Source organism: Ancylobacter lacus (assembly GCF_018390635.1).
Taxonomy (GTDB): domain Bacteria; phylum Pseudomonadota; class Alphaproteobacteria; order Rhizobiales; family Xanthobacteraceae; genus Ancylobacter; species Ancylobacter lacus.
This window is the reverse complement of sequence record NZ_JAHBGE010000063.1, coordinates 104,739-119,253: the sequence shown is the minus strand read 5'-3', so window position 1 is coordinate 119,253 and position 14,515 is coordinate 104,739. Positions and strand designations below refer to the sequence as shown.

Below are 14,515 nucleotides of genomic sequence, written 5' to 3'. Positions count from 1 at the left end.
CACGGCGCGGGGATTCGGCGCCGTGCGCGTCTCAGGCGAGATGGTGGAACCGGCGGCCGAAATAGACCAGCCCTTCCGCCGCCCCGCCCTCGTGAATGCCCAGCACTTCGCAGAACACCACATCGTGGGTGCCGACCTCGGCCATGTGCGTCACCCGGCAGTCGAAGGCGACGGTGGCCTCGGCGAGCACGGGGGCACCGGTGACGAGGGTCGTCCAGTCGCCGGCGGCGAAGCGCTCGTCCATGTTCTTCACCCCGCCGGCGAAGGCCATGGAGAGCGCTTCATGGTGCGGGCCCGCCAGCGTGTTGACGCAGAGCACCCGGCTGGCGGCGATGGCCTTGTGCGACTGGTTGGTGCGGTTCACGCAGACCAGCAGCGTCGGCGGGCTGTCGGTGACCGAGCACACCGCCGAGGCGGTGAAGCCGCAGCGGCCAGCCTCGCCGAGGCTGGTGATGATGTTCACCGCCGCCGGCAGCTTGGCCATGCCGCTGCGGTAAAGCTCGCGGCTCACCGCGGCGGAGAGGGGCTCGCCGGCCAGGGCGGCCGCGGCGTCACGCGGGTCGGTCGCGCTCATGGGTTTCTCCGGTTGGCCGTCGCAACGGCGTTCAGAACTCCCGCAGCGTTTCGCGCAGGGTGCTCTTGGTGTAGCGGGTGCGGGCAAGCCCCCGCCTCTGCAGCGCCGGCACCAGACCCTCGCAGATGTCGAGAATGTATTGCCGGCTGATGTTGGAGGTGAAGGGGCGGGTGATCAGGAACCCGTCGCCGCCGACCTCCGCCATCACCTCGCCCATGCGCTCGGCGACCTGCTCCGGGGTGCCGACGAGGCCGTCCAGCCCGCGCGAGAGCTGGTCGCGGCACAGCTCGCGCAGGGTCTTGCCCGTGCCCCACTGCTGGAAGGCGTCGAGCGAACCCTGCTCGCCATTGGTGGTGAGCTGCTCGGGCAGCGGCTTGTCGAGATCGAACTTCTGGAAATCGATGTCGGTGATGGCCGAGATCAGCGCCAGCGCCTTCTCGCAATAGTCCGGCGCGTCGGCGATGCGCGCGGCCTTGGCCTTCGCCTCCTCCTCGGTCTCGCCGAGGATCGGGGCCACCACGAACAGAATCTTGATCTCGTCGGGGTCGCGCCCGCCGGCCACCGCCCGCGCCCGCACGTCGTCGCGATAGGCCTTCAGCCCGGCGACGCCCATGGAGGGGGCGATGATGCTGTCGGCGGTCATGGCGGCGAACTGGCGCCCGCGCGGCGAGCCGCCCGCCTGCACGAAGGCGGGCCGGCCCTGGATCGCCGGCACGCAGTTCAGCGGGCCGCGGCTCTTGTAATAGGTGCCCTTGAAATGGATGGGCTTGACCTTGGTGTAGTCGGCATAGGTGCCGGTGGAGAGGTCGCGCACCACCGCGTCCGGCTCCCAGCTCGCCCAGAGCTGCTTGCACAGCTCGACATATTCGTCGGCCATGTCGTAGCGCTGCTGCCGGGGCGGCAGCTTGTCCATGCCGAAATTCTCCGCCGCCAGATCCTCGCCGGTGGTGACGATGTTCCAGCCGAAGCGGCCCTTGCAGATATTGTCCAGCGTGGCGCAGAGCCGGGCCAGCATGAAGGGCGGGTAGGCCATGGTGGAGAAGGTCGCCACCACGCCGAGATGGGTGGTCGCGGCGCCGATCAGCGCCGCCATCGGCGAGGGATCGGCCTTGGGGCCCATGATGTTGTGCTTGAGATAGACCTCGGTGGTGCCGCCATAGGCCTCCGAGATCATCAGCGTGTCCTCGAGCATGATGTAGTCGAAGCACGCCCGCTCCATGGCCCTGGCCATGTCGACATAGAACTGCCCGTCCCACGGGTCGCCGCCGCCACCGGTGAAGGTGCGGGTCCATTCGTCCACGGCGAAATTGGTGAACCACCCGAGATGGAACGGCTTGGCACTCATGAAGCACTCCGCACAGCCACGCATTGACGTCGAACGATAGGCCGCCGCGCTCCGGCCGAACCATCGCCAATCGCCCGAGCCATGGTCCGGCCGATCTGTGGCCGCACAATGGGCAGGCGCGCACCCCCCGCCCAATATCTGGGCATTTTCGTGCGCAGATAGAATGTTGTGCAGAAAGAAACCGCCCGGAGGCAAGTCGGTTGCGTGCGGCGCACAATTTGCACGGCAGGGCCGATCGCGTTTCGGGGGGTGCACGGTCGTTACAGAGAGGCGAGGCCATGTCGAACATCAGCCAGATCTACGATATCGACCTGAAGCTGCTGCGGTGCTTCTGCACAATCGTCGAGGAAGGCAGCTTCACCGCCGCCCAGGCGGCGCTCAATCTCTCCCAGTCGACACTGAGCGAAAACCTGAAATCGCTGGAGATACGCCTCGGCACCCGGCTGTGCCGGCGCGGGCCGAAGGGCTTCAAGCTGTTCCGCGAGGGCGAGGCGGTCTATCAGGCCGCCAAGGAATTGTTCGCCTCGGTGGAAACCTTCAAGCAGCGCGCCTCGAACATCAACCAGAGCGCCTCCTACGAGCTGTGCGTCGGCATCCAGGACGGCATCGTCGAAAATCCCTCGGCGCGGCTGCACGACGCCATCCAGCGCTTTTCGGAATATTACCCCAATGTCCGGTTCCGCATGGAGGTGATGCTCGGCTTCCAGCTCACCGGCCGGGTGGCGGACGGCATGGTGCATGTCGGCATCGGGCTGGTGAACGACCAGTTCCCCCAGCTCACCTATGAGCATCTGTTCGACGAACAGGGCTATATGTGCTGCAGCGACCGCCACCCCTTCTTCGGCCGGCCGGATGCCGAGATGACGCTGGCCGAGATCGAATCCGCGGCCTATTGCAACCGCGGCCACCTCGAATACTACCATCCCGAGTGCACCCGGCACGGCGTGACCTGCGGCGACATCGGGCTCGGCATCCAGTCCCAGCTCGCGCTCATCCTGTCCGGCCGCAATATCGGCTATGTGCTTGACCACACGGCCGAACCGCTCTTTGCCGCCGGCACGCTGCGGGCGCTGCGGCCGGACCTCGTGCGGATCGTGAACCCGGTCACCGCGATGATGGGTCCCGCCGCCGCCGACTTCAAGCTGGCGCGCCGCTTCGTCGACTGCCTGGTCGACGTCCACATGGAGCTGGGCCAGAGCCGCCTGCTGCCGCGGCCGGCCTTCGCCACGAGCTGCGGCACGGTGGTGGAACAGAACGGCATCTGCCGGGTGCTGACCTCGGCGCGCACCGCGGCGCCGCCGGTGCGCTTCAAGGAGCGCGACTTCGCCGACAGCGCGCAGAACGTCGCCTGACCCGGCCCGCCAACCCGGCCGAGCCCTTCCCGGCCTCACCGGGCGGCCGGGGAAACGGCGTGATGACCCGCCGGGCCGGAGGCTCATTCGGGCGCGGCGAGCATCAGCCGGTTGCGCTCGAACTCGCGCTGGGTCTGCTGGCGCTGGTCGGGGTCGGCAAGGCAGGCGCTCGCCTCGACATCCGAGGCATAGGAGGCGACCGCGGCGCCGTCCTCGTCCCCGTCATCGGCCAGCGCGGCGATGTCGATGACGTAGGATTCCTCGAAAGTGCCGAAGAAGGCATAGGCCACCAGCACGCGAACCGGCTCGCCCCGGTCATAGACGAGCCGCAGCCGCTCCGCCGCGCCGCTGGTGTCCTGCGAGATGACCTCGAACACGCCGCCATTCTGGTCGGGGCAGCGCACCGCCACCGGCATGAAGGTGTTGCTGTCCGGCTTCAGCGCCGTGCTCGGCGCGGCGGCGGCCGCCGATGCGGCGGCGACCATGGCGGCCAGACAGGCGGGCACCGGACGCAGGCCGGCGGCACGCGCGGCCGCTCGGCGAAGGGCCGCCGCCACCGGCCCGGCCCCGCGCCGGCGGCTACCGAGGCCCACATGCGGGCCACCCGTGAAACCCGTCTTCATTCCCGCCTCCCCGGCTGCCGCCCTGTTCCGTCCGACGTATCCCGCTCGATGCATCGGCTGACAACGCCCCAACGTCGTGCCGGCCCGGCCGCGATCCCCGGCCGCAGCCGGCCTCGCCGCATCTGCGTCGGCCGATGCCCGGCACACCGCGCCGCTGGCCGCGCCCCGGCGCATCATGCATCGCCCAAGCCTGACTCGAGCCCGCGGCCGCGTCCAGCCCCTTCGCGCGCCCGGCGGCCGCCACCGGGCGGCCCCTCGCCCATCGGCACGGCACGCCGCGCGGCCGCCCTCGCCAATCCGGCGCCGAAGCGCCAGCGTAAGACACCGACACCACGGACCTTGCCATGCCCGACACCCGCCCCGCCCTGTTCTGGTTCCGCGACGATCTGCGCCTCGCCGACAACCCCGGCCTCACCGCCGCGCTGGCGGAGGGGCGGCCGCTCGTGGCGCTCTATGTCCTCGACACCGCGATCCCCGACATCCGCCCGCTTGGGGGGGCGGCGCGCTGGTGGCTGGGGCGCGCGCTGGCCGACCTCGCCGCCCGGCTCGCGGCCAGAGGCGGGCGGCTGGTGCTGCGGCGCGGCCCGGCGCGGGAGGTGGTGGCCGATCTCGCCGCCGCCGCCGGCATCGGCGCGGTGCACTGGAACCGGCGCTACGACGCCGGCGGCATCGCGCTCGACCGCGGCCTGAAGGCCGACCTCAAGGCCGCCGGCATCGCCGTGCACAGCCACAGCGCCCATCTGCTGCACGAGCCGTGGGAGGTCGCGACAAAGGCGGGCGAGCCGTTCCGCGTCTTCACCCCGTTCTATCGCGCCGCCGCCGCGCAGCCCACCCGCGCGCCGCTGCCGGAGCCGCCGCGCTGGAGCTGGGCCCCGCCGCCGGCGAGCGAGAATCTGGCCGACTGGGCGCTGGAGCCCGCCGCGCCGGACTGGGCCGGCGGCCTGCGGGCGCAGTGGCAGCCGGGCGAGGAGGGCGCCGCCGCCCGGCTGGCCGGCTTCCTCGCCGAGGGGCTTGCCGCCTATGCCGAGGCCCGCGACCGGCCGGACCTGCCCTCCACCTCGCGGCTCTCGCCCTTCCTGCGCTTCGGCCACCTCTCGCCGCACCAGGCGCTGGCCGCCGCCCGGCGCGCGCCGCAGGTGGCGGCCCGCGACCTCGCCAAGTTCGAGAGCGAGATCTACTGGCGCGAGTTCTCCTACCACCTGCTGTTCCACTTCCCGCAGCTCCCGGAACGCAACTTCCAGCCGCGCTTCGACGCCTTCCCCTGGCGGGAGGACGCCGCCTTCCTGCGCGCCTGGCAGCGCGGGCGCACCGGCTATCCCATCGTCGATGCCGGCATGCGCCAGCTCTGGCAGACCGGCTGGATGCACAACCGGGTGCGGATGATCGTCGCCTCGCTGCTGGTGAAGCACGGCCTCATCCACTGGCGGGCCGGGGAAGACTGGTTCTGGGACACGCTGGTCGACGCCGACACCGCCAGCAACGCCGCGAGCTGGCAGTGGGTGGCGGGATCGGGAGCCGACGCCGCACCCTATTTCCGGGTGTTCAACCCGGTGCTGCAGGGCGCGAAATTCGACCCCGCCGGCGATTATGTCCGCCGCTTCGTGCCGGAGCTGGCGCGGCTGCCGGCGGACGCGATCCACGCGCCGTGGCAGGCCGGCGCCGCCGTGCTGCGCGCCGCCGGGGTGCGGCTCGGCGAGACCTACCCCCGCCCGGTGGTCGACCTCGACGCCGGCCGCCAGCGCGCGCTGGCCGCCTATGACACCGTGAAAGGCTGAAGCCGCAACGCCGATGCCGGGGAGAAATGCCGCGCGGATGGTTGCCGCGCCCGGAGCAGTCCACTAGTTTCGTGGACCTTCGGCACGGAGTGAATGCGACGGTCATGACCATCCGCAACGGCCTCATCGAGGCGATCGGCAATACGCCCCTCATCAAGCTTCAGCGGGCCTCGGCGGAGACCGGCTGCACCATTCTGGGCAAGGCCGAGTTTCTGAACCCCGGCCAGTCGGTGAAGGACCGCGCCGCGCTCTACATCATCCGCGACGCGGTGGCGCGCGGCCAGCTCCGCCCCGGCGGGGTGATCGTGGAAGGCACCGCCGGCAATACCGGCATCGGCCTCGCGCTGGTGGGCAACGCGCTCGGCTTCCGCTCGGTGATCGTCATTCCCGAGACCCAGAGCCAGGAAAAGAAGGACATGCTGCGGCTCGCCGGCGCCACGCTGGTGGAGGTGCCGGCGGTCGCCTATGCCAACCCGAACAACTACGTGAAGGTGTCCGGCCGCCTCGCCGAAGAGCTTGCCCGCACCGAGCCGAACGGTGCGATCTGGGCCAACCAGTTCGACAACGTCGCCAACCGGCAGGCCCATATCGAGACCACCGGCCCGGAGATCTGGGAGCAGACCGAGGGCGAGGTCGACGGCTTCATCTGCGCGGTCGGCACCGGCGGCACGCTGGCGGGCACCGCCATGGCGCTGAAGGCCCGCAATTCGCGCATCCGCATCGGCCTCGCCGACCCGTTCGGCGCCGCGCTCTACAGCTACTACACCACCGGGGAGCTGAAATCCGAGGGCTCCTCCATCACCGAAGGCATCGGCCAGGGCCGCATCACCGCCAATCTGGAAGACGCCCCGATCGACGTCGCCTACCAGATTCCCGACGCGGAGGCGGTGCAGATCGTGTTCGACCTGCTGGAGCACGAGGGGCTCTGCCTCGGCGGCTCCTCCGGCATCAATGTCGCCGGCGCCATCCGGCTGGCGAAGGAACTGGGCCCCGGGCACACCATCGTCACCATCCTGTGCGACTTCGGCACGCGCTACCAGTCCAAGCTGTTCAACCCGGACTTCCTTAGGGAAAAGGACCTCCCGGTGCCCGGCTGGCTGGAGCGCAGCGTGACGGTGCCCAATGTGCTGGTGACGGCGTGACCGGGCTGCTGTTCCGCGCCGATGCCTACCTCGCCGAAACGCCGGCGACGGTGGTGGGGCTGACCGAGGCCGGCGGGCTGGTGCTGGACCGCACCGTGTTTTACGCCGCCGCCGGGGGCCAGCCGGGCGACACCGGCACGCTGCGGCGCGCGGACGGCGTGGAGATCGCGCTCGGCCCCGCCGCCTATGATGGCGAGCGCAACGTGGTGCACCCCGCCCCGCCCGGCGCGGCGCTGCCGGCGGTGGGCGAGGCGGTGACCGTGCGGCTGGACTGGGAGCCGCGCTACCGCCGCATGCGGATGCACACCGCGCTTCACCTGCTCTCCGTCGCCCTGCCCTTTCCCGTCACCGGCGGCGCCATCGGCGAGGCGGAAGGCCGGCTGGATTTCGACCTGCCGGAAGTGCCGGACAAGGACGAGCTGACCGCCCGCCTCGCCGAAATGATCGCGACCGACGCGCCGGTGACCGACCGCTGGATCACCGACGAGGAGCTGCTCGCCAATCCCGGGCTGGTGAAGACCATGTCGGTGCGCCCGCCCATGGGCACCGGGCGGGTGCGGCTGGTGGAGATCGCCGGGCTGGACCTGCAGCCCTGCGGCGGCACCCATGTGCGCCGGCTCGGCGAGATCGGCGCGGTGCGGGTGACCAGGATCGAGAAAAAAGGCCAGATCAACCGGCGGGTGCGGCTGGCCTTCGCCTGACGCGGCCGTTCCGGCGGGCCGGAACGGACGGAAGGCTGGACCTCTGCGGGCCGGCGGAAGGAGGGCGCCTCAGTCGGCCCCGCCCTCACGCAGGCGAGGGAACAGCGCGAGGGCATTGTCGCGCAGGATGGCGCGTCGCAGCGCGGGCGTAACGCGCTCCGCGCCCTCCAGACGGCGGAGCAGCAGGTCGCAACCGGCAGCCGGCGTGAAGGGATAGTCGCTGCCATAGTGGATTTTTGCGGGATCGGCGACATCCAGCAGCGCCGACAGCAACACCGGCACCGGCGATCCGGCAACGTCGAAGTGAAGGGTCTTCATGGCCTGGCGCATGGACGGCACCGGGGATGTGCCGGGCATGAAAAGCGACGACATGAGCTCGATGCGATCGAGCAGCACGGGAAGCGCGGCGCCGGCATGCGGGACGATGATCCGCAGGTCGGGATGACGCGCGAGCACCCCGGCAACGACCATGTCCGTGATGGACCGCGTGGTCTCGAACATGAATTCGAAGGCGGGAGCGGGAAAGACCCCCTTCAGGCGCGCGCAGCAATCGCAGGCGGGCGAGGTGGGATGAACCAGGATCACGGCCTTGCGGCGGTTGAGCTCGGCATAGAGCGGCTCGAGCCGCGGATCGCCGAGATAGAGGCCATGGGCGTTCGTTTCCAGAATGATGCCGTCGGCCCGCAGCTCGTCGAGCGCATAGGCCGCCTCGTCCAGCGCGCCGGCCATGTCGGGCAACGGCAGGGAGGCGAAAAGCCCGAATCGGTCGGGATGGGCCAGCACGAGGCGCCGGCCCTCCTCATTCACCCGCCGGGCAAGCTGGCGCGCCCGCGCATCATCGCCGAAGTGCACACCCGGCGACGACACGGAGAGAAGCGCCGTCCGCACCCCCAGCAGGTCCATCGTTTTCAAGGCACCGTCTACGTCCCATGAAGGGATGGCCGGCATGCCGTCCGGCTTCTCATGCCCGGCCCCGCGAAGCGCGTCGGCGTAGAAGTCGGGAACGAAATGGGCGTGGACGTCGATGGAGTCGGAACTGCGGGTCGCGGAACTCTGAGAAACGTCGGTCATCTTCGATCCCATCTGCAACGTCGGATTCTCCATGCCTGCGGGCGACCCCTTCCGCGGCGACCCGCGGGCGCATCGTGGCGGGCGACCTGATATCGCGGCAGGAATCACGGTAGCAGACCACCAGGTCCAAGGGGCAGGCTCCGGCCCGTGAAAACGCCGGCATCGCCGCCGCGCCGTGAGTGCCACGCCTTCCCGGTACGATGGCGGGAGGCGGCGGCAGGGCGCGCCGGCGTTCGGGATCGCGGCACGGCTTGTCTTGGCGCATGGCGGCGCGCAGAAGAAGGGCCCACCTAGTCGCCGATCGCGACGGGAGGGCGTGCCTGCCGCAGGCCGCCGCCCGGAGCCGCTTCCTTCAGCCCAAGCAGGCGGCATTCGCCGCCGGGAGACGCAGCATGACCGACGCCCCCCTCTCCTCCCCCTGGCTGGTGAGCACCGGCTGGCTGGCCGACACGCTCGGCGCGCCCGACCTCGTGGTGGTGGATGCCTCCTGGCACCTGCCGACCGCCGGCCGCGACGCCAAGGCGGAATACCGCGCCGGCCATATCCCCGGTGCGGTGTTCTTCGACATCGACGCCATCGCCGACACCGCGAGCGGCCTGCCCCACATGCTGCCGGACCCCGCCAGCTTCGCCGCGGCGGTGGGCGCGCTCGGCATCGGCGATGGGGCGCGCATCGTGGTCTATGATTCGGTGGGGCTGTTCTCGGCGCCGCGGGTGTGGTGGACCTTCCAGACCTTTGGCGCCCGCGAGGTGTTCATTCTCGATGGCGGCCTGCCGAAATGGCAGGCCGAAGGCCGCCCGGTCGAGGCCGGCGAGGCGACGCCCGCCCCCGCCCTGTTCACCCCGCGCTTCGACGCCAGCCGGGTCGCGAGCATCGACGAGGTCGCCGGCCTGCTCGCCACCGGCACCGCCCAGGTCGCCGACGCCCGCTCCGGCGAGCGCTTCCGCGGCGAGGCGCCGGAGCCGCGCGCCGGGCTGCGCGCCGGCCACATGCCGGGGGCCCGCAACCTGCCTTTCGGCGCCGTGGTCCGGGACGGCCGGCTCGCCGACCCCGCCGCCATCCGCGCGGCGGTGGCGGCGGCGGGGCTCGACCCCGAGCGGCCGATCGTGACGAGCTGCGGCTCCGGCGTCACCGCCTCGGTGATCTGGCTGGCGCTCGACGCGATCGGCGCCACGCCGAAGGCGCTCTATGACGGGTCGTGGAGCGAATGGGGCGGCTCCGACCAGCCGGTCGCCACCGGCCCGGCGGACTGAACCCGGACGGGGCCGATCGGCCTCATCGTCCACCTCACCGCACCGACCCTCCACTCTCCCGCAACGCAAAACGGCCGCCCCGAAGGGCGGCCGCCGGGCCAATGCGACCCGTCGCGCGCGGCGGGAGGCGACCGCTTCAGTGCAGTATCTGGCTGAGGAAAAGCCGGGTGCGCTCGTGCTGGGGGTTGGAGAAGAAGGCATTCGGCTCGTTCATCTCGATGATCTGGCCGGCATCCATGAAGATGACCCGGTTCGCCACCTGACGGGCGAAGCCCATTTCATGGGTGACGCACAGCATGGTCATGCCTTCCTCGGCGAGACTTACCATGGTCTCGAGCACTTCTTTGACCATCTCGGGATCGAGCGCGGAGGTCGGCTCGTCGAACAGCATGATCTTCGGCTTCATGCAGAGCGCGCGGGCGATGGCGACTCGCTGCTGCTGGCCGCCGGAGAGCTGGCCGGGATACTTGTTGGCCTGCTCCGGGATCTTGACCTTGCGCAGGAAATGCATGGCGAGTTCTTCGGCGTCCCGCTTCGGCATCTTGCGCACCCAGATCGGGGCGAGGGTGCAGTTTTCCAGGATGGTGAGGTGCGGGAACAGGTTGAAATGCTGGAAGCACATCCCGACCTCGCGGCGGATTTCGTCGATCCGCTTGAGATCGTTGGTCAATTCGATTCCGTCGACGACGATGGAGCCCTTCTGGTGCTCCTCCAGCCGGTTGATGCAGCGGATCATGGTCGACTTGCCCGAGCCCGAGGGCCCGCAGATGACGATGCGCTCGCCGCGCCGCACCTTGAGGTTGATGTCCTTCAGCACATGGAATTCGCCGTACCATTTGTGGACGCCGACCAGTTCAACGGCCGTTTCCTTGCCGGGCGGGACGTGAACGGCGGGAATTTCATCGCTCGGGACGATCGAGGGAGCTTCGCTCATCAGGTTTCTCCGTCGTTCAGTGTCTGTGAGAGGTGTTCAGCCGGCGCTCGACGAACATCGAGTACCTGGACATGCCGAAGCAGAAGATGAAGTAGACGATGCCGGCGAAGGCGAAGCCGGTATAGAGCGTAACCGGGCTCGCCCAGTTGGGATCGGTGAACGCCGCCCGCAACTGGCCAAGGAAATCGAAGATCGACACGATCAGGACCAGCGTGGTGTCCTTGAAGAGACTGATGAAGCTGTTGACGATACCGGGAATGACCAGAGTGAGCGCCTGAGGCAGGATGATGAGCCGCATCATCTGGCTCCAGGTCAGCCCCATCGCCATTGCGCCCTCATACTGACCTTTGGGAATAGCCTGCAGCCCACCCCGAACTACTTCCGCCATATAGGCGGCGGTGAACAGCGCGACGCCGACCAGCGCCCGCAGCAGCCCGTCCGGGTTGGCGCCGGCGGGCAGGAACAGCGGCAGCATGTAGGTGGCGAAGAACAGCACAGTAATGAGCGGAACGCCGCGCCAGAACTCGATGAAGATGATGCAGAGCAGCCGCACGATCGGCATCTTCGATCGCCGGCCGAGCGCCAGCAGGATGCCGAGCGGCAGCGAGGTGACGATGCCGGTGACGCCGATCACCAGCGTCACCAGCAGCCCGCCCCACTGCCGGGTCTCGACCGGCTGCAGGCCGAAATCGATGTCCCACAAAAGGGTTATGATGCCGAGGCCGAGGAAGACCGAGGCGACGATGCGGGCGACGCCGCGGGCATCGCCGAGCGCGGCGCCGATGACCGCGCCAAGGCCGGTGACGAGCCCGGCGGTCAGCAGGAAATCCAGCCAGAAGGCGAGCTTCACCCCCGCGACGGAGGCACCGGCCAACCCGCTGAACAGGCCGAAATGCTGGAACAGGAAGGCCGAAGCGTCGATGTTGCCGCCCGTCAGCAGGATGAAGGCGACGATGGGATAGGCCCCGAAAAACAGCAGCGCGTTCAAACGCTTCTGGCCGATCGAGGGAATGAGCAGCGGCACCAGCAGGGCCGCGCCCAGCGCGAAGACGATGTTGACGCGCCAGCGCTGGTCGATCGGATAGAACCCATAGATGAACTGGCCGAATTTCGCCTTCACGAAGGGCCAGCACGCTCCGGTGCCGGGCGCCAGGCACGCCTCACGGTTGTCGCCGGTCCAGACCGCGTCGAGGATCAGGAATCGAACCAGCGGCGGCAGGATCAGCACCACCAGCAGCAGGCCGAACAGGGTGAGCAGCGTATTCAGGATGCTCGAGAACAGGTTCTCGCGCATCCAGCCGAGAACCCCGATATTGCGCCGCGGCGGCGGCAGCGGGGTGTGGAGTTCCTGGCGGACGAAGGTGTGGTCGTCGATGGCGAAGGTCATGGCGCCGCCCTCACCGTTCGACCAGCGCAACGCGCCGGTTATAGGCGTTCATGATCACCGAGGTAATGATGGACAGCACGAGATAGACGCCCATGGTCACCGCGATGATTTCGATCGCCTGTCCGGTCTGGTTCAGCGTCGTTCCGGCGAACACCGCGACGAGATCGGGATAGCCGATGCCCACCGCGAGCGAGGAGTTCTTGGTGAGGTTGAGATACTGGCTGGTCAGCGGCGGGATGATCACCCGCATCGCCTGTGGGATGACGACGAGGCGCAGCGTCTGCCCGGAGCGCAGGCCGAGCGAATGCGCCGCCTCGGTCTGGCCATGGCTGACGGACTGGATGCCGGAGCGGACGTTCTCCGCGATGAAGGCCGCGGTATAGGTGGAAAGCGCCAGCGTCAGCGCAACGAATTCGGGAATGACCCGGACACCGCCGACGAAATTGAAGCCCTTCAGCTCCGGCGATTCGAAGGTGATGGGAAAACCGGTCGACGCCATGGCGGCGAGCGGCAGCCCGATGAGGATGACCGCGCCGATGCGCCCCATCGGCAGGCCACGGCCGGTTTCCTCGCGCCGGGCGCTCGACCAGGAGGAGAGCAGCACGGTGGCGAGGATGGCGAAGCCGGTCGTCCACAGCACCAGCGCCGTGCCCTCGCCAAAGAGCGGCCGCGGCACGATGATGCCGCGATTGGACAGGAAGAACTCGCCGAAGAGGCTGATGCTCTGGCGTGGGCTCGGCAGCGCGCTCAGCACGGCGAGGTACCAGAACAGGATCTGGAAAAGCGGGGGCAGGTTGCGCAGCACCTCGACATAGGTCGCCGACAGCGTGCGCACCACGAAATTCTTGGAAAGCCGGCCGACGCCGACCAGGAAGCCGATGACCGTGGCAAGGATGATGCCGACCACCGCGACCAGCAGCGTGTTCAAGAGGCCGACGATGAAGGCGCGGCCATAGGTCGAGGTCTCGGTATAGGGGACGAGCGTCTGGCTGATGCCGAAGCCGGCGGTGTTGTCGAGAAAGCCGAAGCCGGTGGCGATCTTCTGGGCTGCAAGGTTTTCCCGGGCGTTGTCGACGAACATCCACCCCAGGACAACGACCACGATCAGCGCCAGCAGCTGGAGAACGATGCTCCGCACCTTCGGGTCATTCACGAAAGACGTGCCCGGGGGCTTGCCCCGCGCGGACTCAACCAGTTCTGCCATGGTCCCCCTCGCCTCGTTCGAGGCCTTCATGAGTGGGCCCCGCGCCAGGGCGCGGGGCCCGGATCCTCAGCGGATCGGCATGCCGTACTGCAGGCCGCCCTTGTTCCACAGGGCATTGGTGCCGCGGGCCAGCTTCAGCGGGGTGTCGGGGCCGACATTGCGGTCATACATCTCGGCATAGTTGCCGACATGCTTGATGATCCGGTAGCCCCAGTCGTTGGTGAGGCCCATGCCCTCGCCGAACTTGCCTTCCGAACCCAGCAGACGCTTGATCTCCGGGTTGGCGGACTTGGCCTGCTCGTCGAGGTTCTTGGACGAAACACCGAGTTCTTCCGCGTTGAGCTGGGCGAACAGCACCCACTTCACGATATCGAACCACTGGTCGTCGCCATGGCTGACCACGGGGCCCAGCGGCTCCTTGGAGATGACCTCCGGCAGCACGATGTGGTCGTCCGGGTTGGTCAGCTTGAGGCGCTCGCCGGCAAGGCCGGAACGGTCGGTGGTGAGCACGTCGCAGCGGCCGGCGTCATAGGCCTTGACCACCTCGTCATTGGTGGCGAAGGCGATGACCTCATAGGTCATGTTGTTGGCCCGGAAGTAGTCGGCCAGGTTCTGCTCGGTGGTGGTGCCGGTCTGGGTGCAGACCGACGCCCCGGAAAGCTCAAGGGCCGAGTTCACCTTCTTGTCCTTGCGGATCATGAAGCCCTGGCCGTCGTAATAGGTCACGCCCGTGAAGTTCAGGCCGAGCGAGGTATCGCGGGTGATGGTCCATGTCGTGTTGCGCGACAGGATGTCGATGTCACCGGACTGAAGCGCCGTGAAGCGGTCCTTCGCCGAAAGGGGGGTGAACTTCACCTTGGTCGGGTCGTCGAAGATGGCGGCCGCCACCGCGCGGCAGAAATCGACGTCGAGGCCGGTCCAGTTGCCCTTGTCGTCCGGCGTCGAGAAGCCGGGCAGGCCCTGGCTGACACCGCACTGAATGAACCCCTTGGACTTGACCTGGTCCAGCTTGGCAGCCTGCGCGCCGGCCGCCGAGAGACCGAAGACTCCGGCAAGAGCGAGCGTGGACAGGAGGCGTTTCATGTTTCCAGCCTTCTTCATGAGCTTGAGCGGGTACGGCACCACGAGCGGGAGCCGCGAGTGAAATGAAAGGC

The 14,515-nt window shown here is 68.8% G+C and carries 13 protein-coding genes; 5 read left to right on the top strand and 8 right to left on the bottom strand.

Annotation, left to right across the window (positions count from 1 at the left end):
• Positions 1-31: 31 nt before the first annotated feature.
• Both KHC27_RS15355 and KHC27_RS15350 read right to left on the bottom strand, forming a co-directional pair.
• On the bottom strand, positions 32-574 hold the full coding sequence (locus tag KHC27_RS15355; RefSeq protein ID WP_213340260.1) for a flavin reductase: 543 nt from the start codon (positions 572-574) through the stop codon (positions 32-34).
• A gap of 31 nt (positions 575-605) precedes the next feature.
• Positions 606-1,919, bottom strand: a complete 1,314-nt coding sequence (locus KHC27_RS15350; RefSeq protein WP_213340259.1) for an NtaA/DmoA family FMN-dependent monooxygenase — start codon at positions 1,917-1,919, stop codon at positions 606-608.
• Positions 1,920-2,197: 278 nt separating this feature from the next.
• Here KHC27_RS15350 and KHC27_RS15345 point away from each other — a divergent pair, with 278 nt between their 5' ends.
• Positions 2,198-3,271 carry a LysR family transcriptional regulator gene (locus KHC27_RS15345; protein WP_213340258.1) on the top strand — a complete coding sequence of 358 codons (1,074 nt, stop codon included), beginning with the start codon at positions 2,198-2,200 and terminating at the stop codon, positions 3,269-3,271.
• An 83-nt stretch (positions 3,272-3,354) separates the two neighbouring features.
• Here KHC27_RS15345 and KHC27_RS15340 read toward each other — a convergent pair whose 3' ends face one another.
• Positions 3,355-3,894 (bottom strand): hypothetical protein, encoded by a 540-nt coding sequence (locus KHC27_RS15340; protein WP_213340257.1) that lies wholly within the window; start codon positions 3,892-3,894, stop codon positions 3,355-3,357.
• A 344-nt stretch (positions 3,895-4,238) separates the two neighbouring features.
• Between KHC27_RS15340 and KHC27_RS15335 the strand changes: the two genes are divergently transcribed.
• From KHC27_RS15335 to KHC27_RS15325, 3 genes are all read left to right on the top strand, one after another.
• Positions 4,239-5,669 (top strand): cryptochrome/photolyase family protein, encoded by a 1,431-nt coding sequence (locus KHC27_RS15335; protein ID WP_213340256.1) that lies wholly within the window; start codon positions 4,239-4,241, stop codon positions 5,667-5,669.
• Between the two features lie 104 nt (positions 5,670-5,773).
• Positions 5,774-6,811, top strand: coding sequence for a cysteine synthase A (locus tag KHC27_RS15330; protein WP_213340255.1), 1,038 nt, complete (start codon positions 5,774-5,776; stop codon positions 6,809-6,811).
• Positions 6,808-7,512, top strand: coding sequence for an alanyl-tRNA editing protein (locus KHC27_RS15325; RefSeq protein ID WP_213340254.1), 705 nt, complete (start codon positions 6,808-6,810; stop codon positions 7,510-7,512). Before KHC27_RS15330 ends, KHC27_RS15325 begins: the two co-directional genes overlap by 4 nt.
• Before the next feature lie 69 nt (positions 7,513-7,581).
• On the opposite strand, the gene KHC27_RS15320 is transcribed toward KHC27_RS15325, so the two are convergent.
• Positions 7,582-8,583 (bottom strand): amidohydrolase family protein, encoded by a 1,002-nt coding sequence (locus tag KHC27_RS15320; protein ID WP_246519984.1) that lies wholly within the window; start codon positions 8,581-8,583, stop codon positions 7,582-7,584.
• A 392-nt stretch (positions 8,584-8,975) separates the two neighbouring features.
• Between KHC27_RS15320 and sseA the strand changes: the two genes are divergently transcribed.
• Entirely contained in the window at positions 8,976-9,836 is an 861-nt protein-coding gene (gene sseA, locus KHC27_RS15315) for a 3-mercaptopyruvate sulfurtransferase (protein ID WP_213340252.1), read from the top strand.
• A 136-nt stretch (positions 9,837-9,972) separates the two neighbouring features.
• On the opposite strand, the gene KHC27_RS15310 is transcribed toward sseA, so the two are convergent.
• From KHC27_RS15310 to KHC27_RS15295, 4 genes are all read right to left on the bottom strand, one after another.
• Positions 9,973-10,770 (bottom strand): amino acid ABC transporter ATP-binding protein, encoded by a 798-nt coding sequence (locus KHC27_RS15310; RefSeq protein ID WP_246519967.1) that lies wholly within the window; start codon positions 10,768-10,770, stop codon positions 9,973-9,975.
• 16 nt (positions 10,771-10,786) lie between these two features.
• The gene (locus KHC27_RS15305; RefSeq protein ID WP_213340251.1) at positions 10,787-12,157 is read right to left on the bottom strand and encodes an amino acid ABC transporter permease; all 1,371 of its coding nucleotides are present in this window, start codon (positions 12,155-12,157) and stop codon (positions 10,787-10,789) included.
• 10 nt (positions 12,158-12,167) lie between these two features.
• Positions 12,168-13,361, bottom strand: a complete 1,194-nt coding sequence (locus KHC27_RS15300; RefSeq protein ID WP_213340250.1) for an amino acid ABC transporter permease — start codon at positions 13,359-13,361, stop codon at positions 12,168-12,170.
• 66 nt (positions 13,362-13,427) lie between these two features.
• Entirely contained in the window at positions 13,428-14,444 is a 1,017-nt protein-coding gene (locus tag KHC27_RS15295) for an amino acid ABC transporter substrate-binding protein (protein ID WP_213340249.1), read from the bottom strand.
• Positions 14,445-14,515: the final 71 nt, after the last annotated feature.